14 protein-coding genes and 4 pseudogenes are annotated in these 16605 nt (G+C 70.5%); 10 read left to right on the top strand and 8 right to left on the bottom strand.

Annotated elements, in window-relative coordinates; translation table 11 throughout:
- The first annotated feature begins 9 nt into the window (after nucleotides 1-9).
- From ACYUED_RS02575 to ACYUED_RS02560, 4 genes and pseudogenes are all read left to right on the top strand, one after another.
- Nucleotides 10-159 carry a hypothetical protein gene (locus tag ACYUED_RS02575; RefSeq protein WP_491290691.1) on the top strand — a complete coding sequence of 50 codons (150 nt, stop codon included), beginning with the start codon at nucleotides 10-12 and terminating at the stop codon, nucleotides 157-159.
- 71 nt (nucleotides 160-230) lie between these two features.
- On the top strand, nucleotides 231-1793 hold the full coding sequence (locus ACYUED_RS02570) for a phytoene desaturase family protein (protein ID WP_491290690.1): 1563 nt from the start codon (nucleotides 231-233) through the stop codon (nucleotides 1791-1793).
- 5 nt (nucleotides 1794-1798) lie between these two features.
- Nucleotides 1799-2532 (top strand): annotated as a pseudogene (locus ACYUED_RS02565) (class I SAM-dependent methyltransferase).
- Entirely contained in the window at nucleotides 2415-2804 is a 390-nt protein-coding gene (locus ACYUED_RS02560; RefSeq protein WP_491294859.1) for a hypothetical protein, read from the top strand. Before ACYUED_RS02565 ends, ACYUED_RS02560 begins: the two are co-directional and overlap by 118 nt.
- 45 nt (nucleotides 2805-2849) lie before the next feature.
- On the opposite strand, the gene ACYUED_RS02555 is transcribed toward ACYUED_RS02560, so the two are convergent.
- Complete coding sequence (locus tag ACYUED_RS02555; RefSeq protein ID WP_491290689.1) at nucleotides 2850-3311, bottom strand: hypothetical protein; 462 nt, start codon at nucleotides 3309-3311, stop codon at nucleotides 2850-2852.
- 261 nt (nucleotides 3312-3572) lie between these two features.
- Here ACYUED_RS02555 and ACYUED_RS02550 point away from each other — a divergent pair.
- Nucleotides 3573-3905, top strand: a pseudogene (locus ACYUED_RS02550) (MFS transporter); the annotation flags it as partial.
- A gap of 109 nt (nucleotides 3906-4014) precedes the next feature.
- On the opposite strand, the pseudogene ACYUED_RS02545 reads toward ACYUED_RS02550, so the two are convergent.
- Nucleotides 4015-4383 (bottom strand): annotated as a pseudogene (locus ACYUED_RS02545) (Tn3 family transposase); the annotation flags it as partial.
- Here ACYUED_RS02545 and ACYUED_RS02540 point away from each other — a divergent pair.
- Together ACYUED_RS02540 and ACYUED_RS02535 are read left to right on the top strand one after the other, a co-directional pair.
- A complete protein-coding gene (locus tag ACYUED_RS02540; protein ID WP_491290688.1) occupies nucleotides 4382-5491 on the top strand; it encodes a nitronate monooxygenase in 1110 nt (369 codons plus the stop codon). The pseudogene ACYUED_RS02545 and the gene ACYUED_RS02540 sit on opposite strands and share 2 nt — an antisense overlap.
- A complete protein-coding gene (locus tag ACYUED_RS02535) occupies nucleotides 5488-7041 on the top strand; it encodes an acyl-CoA synthetase (protein ID WP_491290687.1) in 1554 nt (517 codons plus the stop codon). Before ACYUED_RS02540 ends, ACYUED_RS02535 begins: the two co-directional genes overlap by 4 nt.
- Nucleotides 7042-7056: 15 nt before the next feature.
- Here the strand turns inward: ACYUED_RS02535 and ACYUED_RS02530 are convergent, their stop codons facing one another.
- Nucleotides 7057-7566: a DUF2867 domain-containing protein gene (locus ACYUED_RS02530; RefSeq protein WP_491290686.1), complete on the bottom strand. Its 510-nt coding sequence runs from the start codon at nucleotides 7564-7566 to the stop codon at nucleotides 7057-7059.
- 84 nt (nucleotides 7567-7650) lie between these two features.
- Here ACYUED_RS02530 and ACYUED_RS02525 point away from each other — a divergent pair, with 84 nt between their 5' ends.
- Nucleotides 7651-9147 carry an acyl-CoA synthetase gene (locus ACYUED_RS02525; protein ID WP_491290685.1) on the top strand — a complete coding sequence of 499 codons (1497 nt, stop codon included), beginning with the start codon at nucleotides 7651-7653 and terminating at the stop codon, nucleotides 9145-9147.
- On the opposite strand, the gene paaK is transcribed toward ACYUED_RS02525, so the two are convergent.
- Nucleotides 9144-10439, bottom strand: a complete 1296-nt coding sequence (gene paaK / locus ACYUED_RS02520) for a phenylacetate--CoA ligase PaaK (protein ID WP_491290684.1) — start codon at nucleotides 10437-10439, stop codon at nucleotides 9144-9146. The two genes, ACYUED_RS02525 and paaK, sit on opposite strands and share 4 nt — an antisense overlap.
- A gap of 40 nt (nucleotides 10440-10479) precedes the next feature.
- A pseudogene (locus ACYUED_RS02515) lies at nucleotides 10480-10821 on the bottom strand (NADPH-dependent F420 reductase); the annotation flags it as partial.
- Nucleotides 10822-10898: 77 nt separating this feature from the next.
- Between ACYUED_RS02515 and ACYUED_RS02510 the strand changes: the two are divergent.
- Entirely contained in the window at nucleotides 10899-11246 is a 348-nt protein-coding gene (locus ACYUED_RS02510) for a winged helix-turn-helix transcriptional regulator (protein ID WP_491290683.1), read from the top strand.
- Here ACYUED_RS02510 and ACYUED_RS02505 read toward each other — a convergent pair.
- The 3 genes from ACYUED_RS02505 to ACYUED_RS02495 all read right to left on the bottom strand — a co-directional run bounded on the left by ACYUED_RS02505 (nucleotide 11240) and on the right by ACYUED_RS02495 (nucleotide 15593).
- Nucleotides 11240-11680 carry an excalibur calcium-binding domain-containing protein gene (locus tag ACYUED_RS02505; protein ID WP_491290682.1) on the bottom strand — a complete coding sequence of 147 codons (441 nt, stop codon included), beginning with the start codon at nucleotides 11678-11680 and terminating at the stop codon, nucleotides 11240-11242. The genes ACYUED_RS02510 and ACYUED_RS02505 overlap by 7 nt on opposite strands.
- 149 nt (nucleotides 11681-11829) lie before the next feature.
- Entirely contained in the window at nucleotides 11830-13743 is a 1914-nt protein-coding gene (locus ACYUED_RS02500) for an alkaline phosphatase family protein (RefSeq protein WP_491290681.1), read from the bottom strand.
- A gap of 194 nt (nucleotides 13744-13937) precedes the next feature.
- Complete coding sequence (locus ACYUED_RS02495; RefSeq protein WP_491290680.1) at nucleotides 13938-15593, bottom strand: acyl-CoA synthetase; 1656 nt, start codon at nucleotides 15591-15593, stop codon at nucleotides 13938-13940.
- Nucleotides 15594-15780: 187 nt separating this feature from the next.
- On the opposite strand from ACYUED_RS02495, the gene ACYUED_RS02490 reads away from it, so the two are divergent.
- On the top strand, nucleotides 15781-16581 hold the full coding sequence (locus tag ACYUED_RS02490) for a crotonase/enoyl-CoA hydratase family protein (RefSeq protein WP_491290679.1): 801 nt from the start codon (nucleotides 15781-15783) through the stop codon (nucleotides 16579-16581).
- The last annotated feature ends 24 nt before the right edge of the window (nucleotides 16582-16605 follow it).

Here is a 16605-nt window from a genome sequence, read left to right as displayed (position 1 = left end):
GTGGTTGTCGTGGGTCGGTCTCGGCCGTTAGGGGTGATCTTCGTCGGCGGCAACGTCGAGGCCCACTGCCTGGAGCAACTCGGGCGTGGTGCCGAGGCGGTCGAGTTGTATCGCCGGGTGGCGGTGCTGCGGCAGCGGCGGGCGTCGGGTGGGGGCTGACGCCGTCGTCGTGACCCCCGGGGCGTCGTGCACCCCTGGCCGCTGACGATCATCGCGTGCTACCAAGAAGCATGGCTGCACACGAGGGACACCGGACATACGACGCCGTGATCGTCGGCGGGGGCCACAACGGGCTGGTCGCCGCCGCCTACCTGGCCCGGGCCGGGCGGTCCGTGCTGGTTCTGGAGCGGTTGGACCACACGGGGGGCGCCGCGGTCTCCACGCGGCCGTTCGCCGGGGTGGACGCGCGGCTGTCGCGTTACTCCTACCTGGTCAGCCTGCTGCCGAAGAAGGTCGTGCGGGACCTCGGGCTCGACTTCCGGATCCGGGCCCGCACCATCTCGTCGTACACCCCCGTGGAGCGGGACGGCCGGCCGACCGGACTTCTGGTCGGCGGGGGCGAGCGGCGCACCCGGGAGGCCTTCGCCCGGCTCACCGGTTCCGACCGCGAGTACGAGGCCTGGCAGCGCTTCTACGGCATGACCGGCCGCGTCGCCGAGCGCGTCTTCCCGACCCTCACCGAACCGCTGCCCACCCGCGACGAACTCCGCCGCCGCGTCGACGACGAGGAGGCCTGGCGGGTTCTGTTCGAGGACCCGATCGGCGTCGCAGTCGAGGACCGTTTCGCCGACGACCTCGTGCGGGGTGTCGTCCTCACCGACGCCCTCATCGGCACCTTCGCCGACGCCCACGACCCCTCACTGCGGCAGAACCGCTGCTTCCTCTACCACGTGATCGGCGGCGGCACCGGCGCCTGGGACGTCCCCGTCGGCGGCATGGGCGCCCTGACCGACGCCCTGGCCACCGCCGCCCGGCGCGCGGGCGCCGTCCTCGCCACCGGGCACGAGGCCGTGCGCATCGACACGGACGGCCGAACCGCCGAGATCACCTACCGGACCCCCGACGGCGAGGGCGTCGCCGCAGCCCGGCACGTCCTCGTCAACGCCTCCCCGCAGGCCCTGGCCGAGCTGACCGGCGACGCACTCCCCGCCCCCGCCGAGGGCGCCCAGCTCAAGGTGAACATGCTGCTCAAGCGGCTGCCGAAGCTGCGCGACCGTTCCGTCGACCCGCGCGAGGCGTTCTCCGGCACCTTCCACATCGCCGAGGGCTACCGGCAACTCGCCGCCGCCCACGCCCAGGCCGCCTCCGGCGAACTCCCCGCGGCGCCGCCCTCCGAGATCTACTGTCACTCCCTCACCGACCCGTCGATCCTCGGCTCCGACCTTGTCGAAAAGGGCTACCAGACCCTCACCCTCTTCGGCCTGCACACACCCGCCCGGCTCTTCGCACGGGACAACGACTCCGTACGCGAGGAACTCCTGAAGTCGACCCTGGCTCAACTCGACGCCCATCTCGCCGAACCACTCGTGGACTGCCTGGCGACCGACGCGGACGGCCGCCCGTGCATCGAGGCCAGGACCCCGCTCGACCTGGAGCGCGACCTGCGCCTGCCCGGCGGCAACATCTTCCATCGCGAGCTGACCTGGCCGTACACCCAGGACGGGACCGGCCGTTGGGGCGTGGAGACCCGGCACGCGAACGTGCTGCTGTGCGGGGCGGGCGCGGTACGGGGCGGCGGTGTGAGCGGAGTTCCGGGACACAACGCGGCGATGGCGGTGCTGGAAGCGAAGTGACTGACGTGAGCGCGTCCTCCGCACGGGACTTCTACGACTCACTCGCCGCCGACTACCACCGCATCTTCCCGGACTGGGACGCGAGCATCGCCCGCCAGGCCGCGGCACTGACGGTCTCGTCCGCCGGGGACTGGGTCCCGGACCGCACAGGTTGCTGGACTGCGCCTGCGGCATCGGCACCCAGGCGATCGGGCTCGCTCGCGCCGGACACCGGCTCGTCGGCAGCGACTTGAGCCCCGTGGCCGTCACCCGCGCCGCCGCCGAAGCCGCGGCCCGTGGCGTCGTACTTCCGACGGCGGCGGCGGACATGCGCCGACTCCCGTTCGGGCCGGACACGTTCGACGCCGTCGTATGCGCCGACAACTCCCTCGCACACCTGCTGTCCGCGCAGGACCTGGGGGCGGCTCTGCGCGGCATGCGACGGGTCCTGAGAGACGGCGGGCTGCTCCTGCTCACGCTCCGGGACTACGACGACATCCGCCGGACCCGCCCCGCCGCGTCCCCTCCCCAGGTGTCGCACGGCTCCGACGGCCGGTCGATCACCTTCCAGCTGTGGCACTGGCACGACGACGGCGAACGCTACGACCAGGAGTACTTCCAGCTCGTGCCCGACGGAGAGGGGTGGGAGGTGCGCGTCCGCCGGGCCACCTCCTGGGCGCTGCCCCGGCGCGCGGTGACGGAGGCCGCGAGCTCGACTCCTTTGAGTACCACCCGGACAACCCGGACCTGCTGGAGCTGACCAACCACGTCACCTCCGGCTCCGACTACTACACCGACTCCGGTGCGATAGCGCCCGGCCAGTGGGTCACCATAGGCACGCGCTACGGAGCCGACTCCGTGGACTGGTACGTCAACGGCAAGAAGGTCTACTCCGACGGCCACGGCGTCGGCAACGACTTCTCGGCTTACTTGATCCTCAACCTGTCGCTCAGCGCCGGCGAGTACCACCCCGCGCCCAGCGGCTCGACGCCGATCACCATGCAGGCCGACTACGTGAAGGTGTACCGCTGATCATCAGCCGACCGGTCCGTAGCCGACTCGTCAGCAGGTGCCTGGTCAGCTGTCGACGGACAGGGTGAACGGCGTTCGGTCGTTGCGCGGATCGCGGTCGTCGACGCTGATCACCTGGATGTGCCCCTCAGCCTCCGTGCCGGAGGGCACATCCGCGTCCACCCGGACCGGAACCAGCGCGGTGGCCGTCCGGAACCGCGCCAGCCCCGCCCCGAAGGTGCAACGCACCAGGCGGCCACGGGCCTCGGCGCGGCAGTCCCCGGGGAAGTAGGGGCCCTCCGCCGTGAAGCCGGACGGCAGCCGTACGACCACCGTGAACGGCGAGGCGGTCTGATCCGGCCCGCCGTTGGCCACGAAGGCGTGCACCACGGTGCTGCCACCGGGCGGCGCGGCGGTCGGGTCGAGCCGGACCACCTCCAGGTCCGAGTCCGAGGGCGCGGCGGTCAGGCCGGTCGCGCACATCACCGCCACGCCCGTCGCGAGCAGGGTCGTCAGCCTTCCGGCCATCCAGCGTCTCCCATCCTCCGCACACTGATCGCTACTCACGGTAGCGGGAGGGTGCCGGATCGCAGCGGAGCGCGCCTGGTCGGCCGACGCGGCCCACACCGTCGCCACGATCCGCGCCGCGTCCGCCGTGTGTGACTCGTCGAAGAGGACACCGTGTGCCGCCTCGACGCGGAGGCCGTCGACATACGTGCCGCGGCCCACGTACTGCTTGTCGGTCGTGTACCGCCGGCGCAGGGCCGGCCGGGCGTGTGCCGGGAGGGCGGCCGTTCCCCGGGCGCCACGATGGTACTCGGGCCCTCCCTCCGGCAGGCGATCGTCCCGGCCCACCTCATGGGCCGGGACGCCTCCACCTCCCGCATGCTGGCCATGTGCGCCGCCCCCATCGGGGCCTTCCTCGGCGGCTGGCTGGCCACCACCTACGACATCCGCACCCCGCTCTACGCCGCCGCTGTCCTCCTCCTGGCGATGACGGCCGTCACGGCATCCATGACCAGCAACCGCCGGGTCGAAGCGGCGCTGCGTGCCGCCGCCCCGGCCGTCGGTCCAGATCACCCGGCATCCAAGGATCCCGCCCAGGAGAGTGCACCCGACTGACTTGTTGTGACGCCTGCCGCGCAGGCGTCACAACAAGTCGGGTGCCAGGTCCCCGCGGGGCGCAAGCAGTGGCCAGGTCGCTCGGGTGTGCCGGCCGTCAATCCTCGTCGTCTTGCACAGTGAGCTGCCGACTCATCAGCCGTCGGCAGGTGTCATCGACCGGGTCGACCAGGGCGAGCAGATGCATGGTCTTGTCGATGCACCCGTACTCGGCGAACGCGGCCCCCAGCGGGGTCGGGTGCCCTTCGCGGCCGAACATCCGCAGCAGGTCGTAGGCCCGGACCTGGCTGGTGATGAGCGACCCGGCCACCCGGAGCATGTCCGGCCGGTGCGTGGCGATCTTCTTCAGGTTGACCTTGTCGCAGGCTACGTCCTCCAGCGGCCCGTACCCGTCGGCCTTCGCCGGACGGCCAGAAATCTGACGGAGCATCAGAAAAAGCCTTCCGTCGTCCGGAGGACTGCGGCATTCTGCGCCCATGCAGACGGAGCTGAGCAAGAAACTGGGAGTCGAGCACGCCATTTTCGGCTTCACGCCGTTCCCCGCCGTCGCCGCGGCCATCAGCCGGGCCGGCGGCTTCGGAGTGCTCGGCGCGGTCCGCTACACAGCCCCCGACGACCTCAAACGCGACCTGGACTGGATCGAGGCGCATGTCGAGGGGAAGCCGTACGGCCTGGATGTCGTGATGCCCGCGAAGAAGGTGGAGGGCGTCTCGGAGGCCGACGTCGAGGCGATGATCCCCGAGGGGCACCGGCAGTTCGTCACGGACACCCTCGCCAAGTACGGCGTGCCCGAGCTGGCCGAGGGCGAGGTGTCCGGCTGGCGCATCACCGGCTGGATGGAGCAGGTCGCCCGGAGTCAGCTCGACGTCGCCTTCGACTATCCGATCCGGCTGCTCGCCAACGCCCTCGGCTCCCCGCCCGCCGACGTCGTGGCCCGCGCCCACGAGCAGGACGTACTGGTCGCCGCGCTCGCGGGCAGCGCCCGGCACGCCGGCAAGCACAAGGAGGGCGGCATCGACATCGTGGTCGCCCAGGGGTACGAGGCCGGTGGCCACACCGGCGAGATCGCCTCCATGGTGCTCACCCCCGAGGTCGTCGACGCCGTGGATCCGCTGCCCGTGCTGGCCGCCGGCGGCATCGGCAGCGGACAGCAGGTGGCGGCCGCCCTCGCCCTCGGCGCCCAGGGCGTGTGGCTGGGCTCCCTGTGGCTGACCTGCACCGAGGCCGATGTCTCCTCGCCCGCCGTGACGCGGAAACTGCTCGCCGCCGGCTCCGGCGACACCGTCCGCTCCCGCGCCCTGACCGGGAAACCGGCACGTCAGCTCCGTACCGAATGGACCGACGCCTGGGACGACCAGGCCGGACCCGGCACGCTCCCCATGCCCCTGCAGGGACTGCTCGTGGCCGAGGCCCTCACCCGCATCCAGAAGTACGAGGTCGAGCCGCTGCTCGGCACCCCCGTCGGCCAGATCGTCGGCCGGATGAACGGCGAACGCAGTGTCCAGGCCGTCTTCGACGACCTCACCCGTGGCTTCGACAACGCCATCGACCGCATGATCCGCATCGCCGGAAGGAGCGGCAAGTGACGAGTACGCCCCCCGCCGGATTCTGGGTCCAGGCCGCCGCCGATCCGGACCGCACGGTCCTCGTCGCACCGGACGGCGAGCAGTGGACCGCCGGCCGACTGCACGCCGCCGCGAACCGTCTGGTGCACGGCCTGCGTGCCGCCGGACTGGAACGCGGGGACGCCTTCGCGGTCGTCCTGCCCAACGGCATCGAGTTCTTCACCGCCTACCTGGCCGCCAGCCAGGCCGGGTTCTACCTCGTCCCCGTCAACCACCACTTCGTCGGCCCGGAGATCGGCTGGATCGTCGCCGACTCCGGCGCCAAGGTGCTCATCTCCCACGAACGGTTCGCCGAACCCGCCCGCCACGCCGCCGACGAGGCGGGCCTCCCGGCCACCCACCGGTACGCGGTCGGCGAGGTCGAGGGCTTCAGGCCGTACGCCGAACTCCTCGACGGGCAACCGGAGTCGGCGCCCACGGACCGGGAGCTGGGCTGGGTCATGAACTACACCTCCGGCACCACCGGCCGCCCGCGCGGCATCCGCCGTCCGCTGCCCGGCAAGACCCCCGAAGAGGCCTATCTCGGCGGCTTTCTCGGCATCTTCGGGATCAAGCCGTACGACGACAACGTCCACCTCGTCTGCTCGCCGCTCTACCACACCGCCGTACTCCAGTTCGCGGGCGCGTCCCTGCACATCGGCCACCGTCTCGTCCTGATGGACAGATGGACGCCCGAGGAGATGCTCCGGCTCATCGACACCCACGCGTGCACGCACACCCACATGGTCCCGACCCAGTTCCACCGGCTGCTCGCCCTGCCGGAGGCGGTGCGGCGCTCGTACGACGTCTCGTCCATGCGGCACGCCATCCACGGCGCCGCGCCCTGCCCCGACCACGTGAAGCGGGCGATGATCGACTGGTGGGGCAACTCGGTGGAGGAGTACTACGCGGCCAGCGAGGGCGGAGGGGCCTTCGCCACCGCCGAGGACTGGCTGAAGAAGCCCGGCACCGTCGGCAAGGCCTGGCCCATCAGCGAACTCGCGGTCTTCGACGACGACGGCAACCGGCTGCCTCCCGGTGAACTGGGCACCGTCTACATGAAGATGAACACCGGCGGCTTCGCCTACCACAAGGACGAGGCCAAGACGAAGAAGAACCGCATCGGTGACTTCTTCACGGTCGGTGACCTCGGCTGCCTCGATGAGGACGGCTATCTGTTCCTCCGCGACCGCAAGATCGACATGATCATCTCGGGTGGGGTCAACATCTACCCGGCCGAGATCGAGTCCGTCCTGCTCGCCCACCCCGCCGTCGCGGACGCCGCCGTCTTCGGCATCCCGCACGACGACTGGGGCGAGGAGGTCAAGGCCGTCGTCGAGGCGGCCCCCGGCCAGGAGCCCGGCTCGGCCCTCGCCGCCGCGATCCTGGACCACTGCGCCGGGCAACTCGCCGGATACAAACGGCCCAGGAGCGTCGACTTCATCGCCGAGATGCCCCGCGACCCCAACGGCAAGCTGTACAAGCGGCGGCTGCGTGACCCGTACTGGGAGGGCCGCACGCGCCCCTTGTGACCTGACAGCCCTTCCTCACGTGCGCACGGCCCTGCCGACGACATGGGGAACGATCAGGTGGTGGAAGGGCTGGATGGCCCTGAAGTACAGGCGGCCGGCGGGGCGGTGGAAGCGCACCGCCGTCGTGCAGACGCCCTCCAGCCGGGTGCCCGCGGAGACCGGACGGACCGCGAACGAGGTACGGAAGTCCAGGTGCTTGTCGTCCTCCCCGCACAGCACTTCTGCCGCGGTCACCTTCAGCAGGCGAAACGGCCCCATCCTCAGGCCCGGTTCCACCCGGATGTCCGCCGCGGGCACGCGCTGCTGCGTCTGCAGGCCGAAGGGTGCCATGACCTTGTCGCGCAGGGTGAGGAGCCGGTGCACCCACTCCGGGGTGCCGGTGAACACCAGCCTCGTGAACTCGGCCGCGTCGGTGCCGGCCGGCAGATCCACGGCCACCGCGTCGGCGTGGTCGCAGCCGCCGAGGTCGGCCACCGCCCCGTCGAGCACCGGCTCGGCGTGTCTGCGGACTCGTGTGCTGGTCATGCCCCCTCCCTCCCAGTGACCGGGGTGTCCCCGAACGTGCCACCTGCTTGACCTGACCCGACGACGGGCCGAGGATCATCAGTCATGACGCAGGGACAGGGCAGCACGGTTGACGGGGTGCTGCGGCGCAGCGCCCGGCGCACCCCCGCACGCGTCGCGGTCGAGTACCGCGACCGCTCCTGGACATACGAGGAACTCGACGAGGCGGTCTCCCGGGCGGCGAGCGTACTGCTCGCCCAGGATCTCGCCCCCGGCGACCGGGTCGGCTCCTACGGCCACAACTCGGACGCCTATCTGATCGGCTTCCTCGCCTGCGCCCGCGCCGGCCTCGTCCACGTCCCGGTCAACCAGAACCTGACGGGCGACGACCTCGCCTACATCGTCGGCCAGTCCGGCAGCTCCCTGGTCCTGACCGACCCCGACCTGACCGGCCGACTCGCCGACGACGTCCGTACGCTGCCCCTGCGCGACGCCGAGGACTCACTGCTGGCCCGCCTCGCTGCGGCTCCGGCGTACGACGGGCCCGAGCCGCGCACCGAGGACCTGGTGCAGCTGCTGTACACGTCCGGCACCACGGCCCTGCCCAAGGGCGCGATGATGACGCACCGTGCCCTGGTCCACGAGTACCTGAGCGCGATCACCGCCCTCGACCTCAGCGCCGGCGACCGCCCCGTGCACTCACTGCCGCTCTACCACTCGGCGCAGATGCATGTGTTCCTGCTGCCGTACCTCGCGGTCGGCGCCACGAACATCATCCTGGACGCCCCGGACGGCGACCGGCTCTTCGACCTCGTCGAATCCGGCCGCGTGGACAGCCTGTTCGCCCCGCCCACGGTGTGGATCGGGCTGTCCAACCGCCCCGACTTCACCACCCGCGACCTCGGCGGACTGCGCAAGGCGTACTACGGCGCCTCGATCATGCCCGTGCCGGTCCTGGAGCGGCTGCGCGAACGGCTGCCGAAGCTCGGTTTCTACAACTGCTTCGGCCAGAGCGAGATCGGCCCCCTGGCCACCGTCCTGGCACCCGGCGAGCACAAGGGCCGCATGGACTCCTGCGGCCGCCCCGTCCTCTTCGTCGACGCCCGTGTGGTCGACGAGGACGGCAAGGACGTTCCCGACGGTACGCCGGGCGAAGTCGTCTACCGTTCCCCGCAGTTGTGCGAGGGCTACTGGGACAAGCCCGAGGAGACGGCCGCCGCCTTCCGCGACGGCTGGTTCCACTCCGGTGACCTCGCGGTCCGGGACGCCCACGGCTACTACACGATCGTCGACCGCGTGAAGGACGTCATCAACTCCGGTGGCGTACTGGTCGCTTCACGCCAGGTCGAGGACGCCCTCTACACCCATGACTCGGTCGCCGAGGTCGCCGTGATCGGCCTGCCCGACGAACGCTGGATCGAGGCGGTCACCGCGGTCGTCGTCCCGCGCGGCGAGGTGACCGAGGACCAGCTCATCGCCCACGCCCGCGAGAAGCTCGCCCACTTCAAGGCACCCAAGCGGGTGGAGTTCGTGGACGAGCTGCCGCGCAACGCGAGCGGGAAGATCCTCAAGAGGGAACTGCGGGACCGGTTCGCGGGTTAGCGCGAGCGCAGGTCCACGATCCTGCGGAGCTTTCCCACCGACCGCTCCAGTGACTCCGGTTCGACGATCTCCACCGTGACGGAGACGCCGATGCCGTCCTTCACCGCCGCCGTGATCGTCCGAGCGGCGGCCTCCCGGACCTCCCGGCCGGCGTCCGGCCGGGCCTCCGCGCGGACCGTGAGGGCGTCCAGCCGGCCCTCGCGGGTGAGGCGGAGCTGGAAGTGGGGCGCCACGCCCGGTGTCCGCAGCACGATCTCCTCGATCTGCGTGGGAAAGAGGTTCACCCCGCGAAGGATCACCATGTCGTCGCTGCGCCCGGTGACCTTCTCCATCCGCCTGAAGACACGCGCCGTGCCGGGCAGCAGCCGCGTCAGGTCCCGGGTCCGGTACCGGACGACGGGCATCGCCTCCTTGGTCAGCGAGGTGAAGACCAGCTCGCCCTCCACACCGTCCGGCAGCACCTCGCCGGTGATCGGATCGACGACCTCCGGGTAGAAGTGGTCCTCCCAGATGTGCAGCCCGTCCTTCGTCTCCACGCACTCCTGGGCCACGCCCGGGCCGATCACCTCGGACAGCCCGTATATGTCGACCGCGTCGATCACGAACCGCCCCTCGATCTCCTGCCGCATCTGCTCGGTCCACGGCTCGGCACCGAAGACGCCCACGCGCAGCGAGGTGCCGCGCGGATCGACACCCTGGCGTTCGAACTCGTCCAGCAGTGTGAGCATGTACGACGGCGTCACCATGATGATCTGCGGTTCGAGGTCCTGGATCAGCTGCACTTGACGGGCCGTCATGCCGCCGGACGCGGGGATGACCGTACAGCCGAGCCGTTCGGCGCCGTAGTGCGCGCCGAGGCCGCCGGTGAACAGGCCGTACCCGTACGCCACATGTACCTTGTCTCCGGGCCGGCCGCCCGCCGCCCGGATCGAGCGGGCCACCATGTCGGCCCAGAGGGAGAGGTCGTTGTCGGTGTAGCCGACGACCGTGGGACGTCCGGTGGTGCCGCTGGAGGCGTGGATCCGGCGAATGCGGTCCTGCGGAACGGCGAACATTCCGTACGGGTAGTTCTCTCGCAGGTCCGCCTTCGTGGTGAACGGGAAACGGGCCAGGTCGGCAAGTGACCGGCAGTCGTCCGGGTGGACGCCGGCCTTGTCGAAGGACTCCCGGTAGAAGGGCACACGCTCGTACACGTGCCGCAGCGAGGCGCGCAGCCGCTCCAGCTGCAGCTCCCGCAGAGCACCGGCGTCGAGCCGCTCCCCGGCATCCAGCAGTTCCGTCGCGTCCGTCATGGGGCCATCTCCCTCGCCAACCACATCAGCCGACCCATCATGCCGCGGCGGCCAGCTGCTGCGCGGACGAGGGGCCGCCTTCCGTCAGCAGCCGAAAGCCCGGCCCGACCGGATTGGAACAGTCGAGCAGCACCTTGCCGTCCAAAGCCGTCCGCAGCTCCCGGGCCACGCTCACGCCCGCGCCGAAGGGCAGTGCCGCCAGCACCACCTGCCCGGACTCGGCTGCCGCGCGCAGACCGGCAGGCTGAGCGCCGACGCGGGTCGCGAGCCGCTCCGCCCTGACCGCGTCCCGTCCGCCGATGGTCACCTCGTGCCCGGCCCGCACCCGGTGGGTGGCGAGTGCGTCCGCCATGTTGCCCGTCCCCAACACGCCGATTCTCATTGTGTGTTCCCTCCCAGTGCCGCCTGTTTCGACCGTTCAGGACGACGCTAGAGGGCGTGTCGGGCACCATTTGGTACGTGACGACCGATGACTTCCTCGCCGACTGCCGCGCCCGCCTGGCCTTCGACCTGCTCTCCCACACATGGAACGCCGTGGTGCTCTGGGCGCTGCGCGACGGACCCGGGCGTCCGGTCGAACTGCGGGCGCGGATCGGAGGCATCAGCGCCAAGGTCCTCACCGAGACGCTGCGGCGCCTGCAGTTCAACGGACTGGTGACCCGGCACGCACGTCCCGGCGCGCCACCCCGAGTCGAGTACCAACTCACGGCACTGGGACGGACCTTGCTGGCTCCCATCGACGCCGTCGGAGCATGGGCCTTCGAGCACGGCGACGAGGTCATGGCCGCTCAGGGCCGGTTTCAATGACCTCGCGGTGCGGCGGCACGGCGACGTCGCCGTAGGAGCACGTGGCCGGTGGCCAGGCCCAGGGCGACGACGGTGAGGCCGGCACCGGCCACCGCCTCGAAGCCGGCAGGCCCGGTGCCGCCGCCGACACCCGCGTTCACTCCGCGTTGGGGAACCGCGGTCGGGGTGACAGCGGCCGCGGTTCTGTGCGGGAGTTCTTCGCAGGCGATGCCGTCGTTGTCCGCGTCCAGGCGGAAGGGATCGCTGGGATCGCGGTTGAATTCCGCCTGCGCGTCCTCCTGGAAAGCGAAGTCGCTGCAGTCCAGGTCGGCCTGTGCCTGTGCCTGTGCCTGTGCGTGTGCCTGTGCGTGTGCCTGTGCGACGGCAGTCGCCGGCCCGGCGGTCAGGAGGATCGTGAGCGCGGCTGCGCTCAGCGCGCGTATCGGTAGGTTCATGGGGGAGTCCCCTTCAGGTCCGGTGACATGGGATCACCGTTACTGCGACCCTAGGGACGCCATCCGTCCCCGGCGAGTCTTGCTACGCCGTCCGAAGACTCCCCGCCCACTTCAGCCCCTCACCTCACCAGGACCCCCGGAGCCCGGGATCACCCGGAGTGCGGTCCGTACGCCGTCATGAACCGGTCGCGGAACGTGTTCATGCTCCACTCGGGTCCGTTCTTGGCGGGCTTGAGGCCTTCCGTCCAGCCCCAGTCGGAGACCCTGTCCAGCACCTTCGGGTCGCGGGCGACGATCGTGACCGGCACGTCCCGGTTCGCGGTGCCGCCGGTGACCGTCGGGACGGGCTGGTGGTCGCCGAGGAAGACGAGGACGGTGTTGTCGTCGCCGTAGCGCTGCATCCACTGGGTCAGGCTGTCCAGGGAGTACTGGATGGCCTTGCGGTACTCGGTCCGCACGCGCTTCGCGCTCTTCCAGACCTCCGTGGGGTTCGTGCCCTCCTTCTTGATCTTGTAGAACACCGAACCGTCGCCGAGGTCGTTCCAGTCGATCGTGTGGGCGATGGGGGACCAGGGATTGTGGCTGGAGGCCAGGATGATCTCCGCCATGATCGGGTCGCGGTGCTTCTTGCCGTGCTCCAGCTTCTGGAAGGCCTCCAGGCTGAACTGGTCCGGCACCGGCGTCCAGCTGAAGTACGGACCCTGGTAGCCGAGGTGTGTGGAGTCGTAGATGTGGTCGAGGCCGAAGTACTTGCCCTCCGGCCAGGCCTTGCGCACGCCCGGGACGATGCCGACCGTGCGCCAGTCGCCGGTCTTCTTGAAGTAGCTGGTGAGGGTGGCGCGGTCGCTGGTGGTCACGGTCCGGTACCGCTGCTGGTTCTTGATCCACAGGCCGGACAGGAACGTCGAGTGGGCCAGCCAGCTGCCTGCGCCGGTCACGGGCGACCTGAGCCAGCCGCTGCGCGCCGCGAAGCCGGCCGACGTGAGCCTGGCGTTGCCCTCCTGGAGCGTCGCGTCGATCTCCGGTGCCATGGACGGATCGTCGATGGCCACCCGGCCGTAGCTCTCGATGAAGGTGAACATCACGTCCTTGCCGTGCAGCCCGGTCAGCAGCTGGTCGGGCGGGGTCTTGGCGTAGGCGTCGACGGCCAGCTGCTTCTTGAAGACGTCGGCGTCACCGAGGCCGTCACGGACGTACTGGACACGGTTGGCGAGGTACTGGGCGTAGCCCTTGGTGGCGAGCGTGACACCGCCGAACTGCGCCCCCAGGGTGAAGCAGATGATCCACGCGACGCCGAGGACCAGCGTGGTGCGTACGGCCATGGGGCGGTGCCGGGCCATCACGTTCGCCAGCCGCACCACGGCGAGCGCGCTCACCGCGAGCACGGCGACGACCAGGACGATCACGCCGATCACCGCGAGCACCTCACCCGAGCGACCGAGCGAGTCCTTCAGGAAGTCCGCCGCGTCGCTCAGCAGGACCCAGTCGAAGACCAGGTCGAACGGGCGGGCCAGGGTCTGGCGGAAACCCATGTCGAGGCACTTCAGGATGGTGGTCAGCCCGAGGAGCACCCCCAGCGCTCCGGCCGTGATCCGCCGTGCCTTCGACGGCAGCACGAGCAGAAGCGCCGCCAGGAAGATCGCCTCGACGGGGAGGCGGAGGAAGGACTGGACAGTGATCCGGTCGAGGCGGTTGGGCACGAGAAGCACGGCGAGCACCAGGGCTCCGGCCAGGACACTCGTGCCCACCCGCACGGCGCGGGCGGCACGGGGGTAACGACGGCGCCAGCCGAACCAGCCGGGGCGGGAAGGCGGGGTGGCCTCGGCGGAGTCGGGATCGGCCGCCGCTTGCTCGGCGTCCGGCCCAGCCGCAGGCTTCGCGCCCGGCTCCGGTGGGTCCGTCGACTCGGCCGCGGGCTGTCCGCCCGTGGACACGGCGCCCTCGTCGGCGCCCGGTTCCTCGTCCGTGGACGCGACTGCCTCGTCGGCGCTCTGTGGCTCGTCCGGCACCACCGGTTTCGCCGCGGCCGTATTGCCCGATGTCGCGGCAGCATCAGATGTCACAGGCGAATCAGGGTCGACGCCCGCTTCGATGTCCGGCAGTTGACGAGGGGGCGTGAGGTGCGACACCCGTAGGTCCTTCCGTGCGAAGCCCGGTGATGGCACGGCGGACCGGGCCCGCAGGGCCGGGCCGCCAACCTCCGTACGGCCCGGCTTCACTCTCCGTTCAATAAGCCCGGGTCAACCGCGCGCAAAGACTACGCCGGGCCGGATCCGGCGGCCCCGCCGGGCGCCCGCGCGGGTGCGATGTCCGCCGCGACCGCCACCTCCCGTGCCCAGCGGTAGTCCGCCTTTCCGCTGGGCGACCGCCGTATGGCCTCCGTGACCACCAGCTGCCGCGGGATCTTGTACCCGGCGAGGTGCGTACGGCAGTAGGACTGGACGTCCTCCAGCGAGGGCCGTGGTACGCCTTCACGCATCTGTACGACCGCCGCCACGTGGTTGCCCCACTTCGCGTCCGGCACTCCGGCGACCAGGGCGTCGTACACGTCCGGATGGGACTTGAGGGCCTGCTCGACCTCCTCCGGGTACACCTTCTCGCCCCCGGTGTTGATGCACTGCGAGCCCCGGCCGAGGACGGTGACCACACCCTCCTCGTCCACCGTCGCCATGTCGCCCAGCAGCACCCACCGTTCGCCGTCCTTCTCGAAGAAGGTCTCGGCGGTCTTCTTCGGGTCGTTGTAGTAGCCGAGCGGCACGTGACCGCACTGCGCGACCCGTCCCACCTCACCCACGGCGACGGTCGCGCCCGTGGCCGGATCGACCACCTGGGTGCGGGAGTTGACGCGGATGCGGAAGCTCTGTCCGGCCCCGGAGTCGGCCGTCGCCGTGCCGTTGAAGCCGGACTCGGAGGAGCCGTAGTTGTTGAGCAGCATCACGTTCGGCAGCAGTTCCTGGAACTGCCGGCGCACCGTCTCCGACATGACCGCCCCCGACGACGACACGCTGAACACCGACGAGCAGTCCGTGCCCCTCATGGGGCCGCCCAGCGCGTCGATCAGCGGCCGCAGCATCGCGTCGCCGACCAGCGACATGCTGGTGACCTTCTCCTTCTCGACGGTCCGCAGCACCTCCTCGGGCACGAACTTGCGGTGGATCACGACCCGTTGCCCGAAGTTGAAGCCGATGAACGAGGTGAGCGTCGAGGTGCCGTGCATCAGCGGGGGAGTGGGGAAGAAGGTGATCCCCGAGCCGCCCGCGGCGACCCGCTCGGCAAGCTCCTGCGGCCGCTTCACCGGTTCACCGGTCGGCGCGCCCCCACCGAGCCCCGAGAAGAACAGGTCCTCCTGGCGCCACATGACGCCCTTGGGCATCCCGGTGGTGCCGCCGGTGTAGATGATGAACTGGTCGTCGCCGGAGCGGGCCGGGAATCCCCGGTCCGGCGAACTTCCCGCCTCCGCCTCGGCGAAGGGTACGGCGCCGGTTCCCTCGCCGTCGCCGCCGACCCGCACGAGGTGCCGCAGCTGCGGGCACTGCGGCAGGGCGGCCGCCACCCGGCCGTCGAACTCCGTGTCGAAGACCAGGGCCACCAGGTCTGCGTCCCGGTAGAGGTACACCAACTCGTCCTCTACGTAACGGTAGTTGACGTTGACCGGCACGATCCGCGCCTTGAGGCAGCCGAACACCGTCTGCAGGTACTCGATCCCGTTGTACAGGTGCAGCCCGAGGTGCTCGCCGGGGCGGATCCCGGCGTCGATCAGATGGTGGCCGATACGGTTCGCCGCCGCGTCCAGCTCCGCGTAGGTCAGGCGGCGTTCCGCGCCCGTGCCCGGGTGGTCGACGTAGACCAGGGCCTCGCGCTCCGGCACCACGTCGACGACCGACTCGAACAGGTCGGCAAGGTTGTACTCCACCGCTCCTCCTGACCCCGGCAGACATGACGAAGAAAGGCGCATCCGTCGGTTCGCCGGTCATCAGAGCAAAGGGCGCGGCAACTGTGAAGGGTCCGAGCGAAGAAATCTGACTGACTGTCAGAAAACCCTTGAAGTGCCCACTCGCCTACTGCAACCTGTTCTCGTTCCAGATGAGGGGAGATGGGCAATGGGTGGGACCGAACACCTCACCATGCGGCGCGAAGGCGCCACACTGGTGCTCACGCTCAACAGGCCCGAGGCCAAGAACGCGCTCTCGCTGTCCATGCTCGTCGGCCTGTACGACGGCTGGATCGAGGCCGACCAGGACGATGCCGTCCGCTCGGTCGTGCTGACCGGCGCGGGCGGTGCGTTCTGCGCGGGCATGGACCTCAAAGCCCTCGCGGGCAGGGGCATGGAGGGCGAGCAGTACCGGGACCGCCTCAAGGCCGACCCCGACCTCCACTGGAAGGCGATGCTGCGCCACCATCGCCCGCGCAAACCGGTCGTCGCCGCCGTCGAGGGGCACTGTGTCGCCGGAGGCACGGAGATCCTCCAGGGCACCGACATCCGCGTCGCGGGCGAGTCGGCCACCTTCGGGCTCTTCGAGGTCAGGCGTGGGCTGTTCCCGATCGGCGGGTCCACGGTCCGCCTGCAGCGCCAGATCCCGCGTACTCACGCGCTCGAAATGCTCCTCACCGGCCGTGCGTACACCGCTCGCGAGGCGGCCGACGTCGGGCTGGTCGGCCATGTCGTGCCCGACGGCGCCGCCCTCGCCAAGGCCCTGGAGATCGCCGAACGGATCAACGCCTGCGGCCCGTTGGCGGTGGAGGCCGTCAAGGCGTCCGTGTACGAGACCGCCGAGATGACGGAGACGGACGGCCTCGCCTCCGAACTCAAGCGCGGCTGGCCGATCTTCGACACCGCCGACGCGAAGGAGGGTGCCCGCGCTTTCGCGGAGAAGCGGCCGCCGCTCTACAGGCGCGCCTGACGCTCCGCCGAAGGCGCGGTCCGG

The sequence above is a fragment of the Streptomyces sp. DF42 genome (genome assembly GCF_058267695.1).
This window is presented reverse-complemented; position numbering and strand designations above follow the sequence as displayed.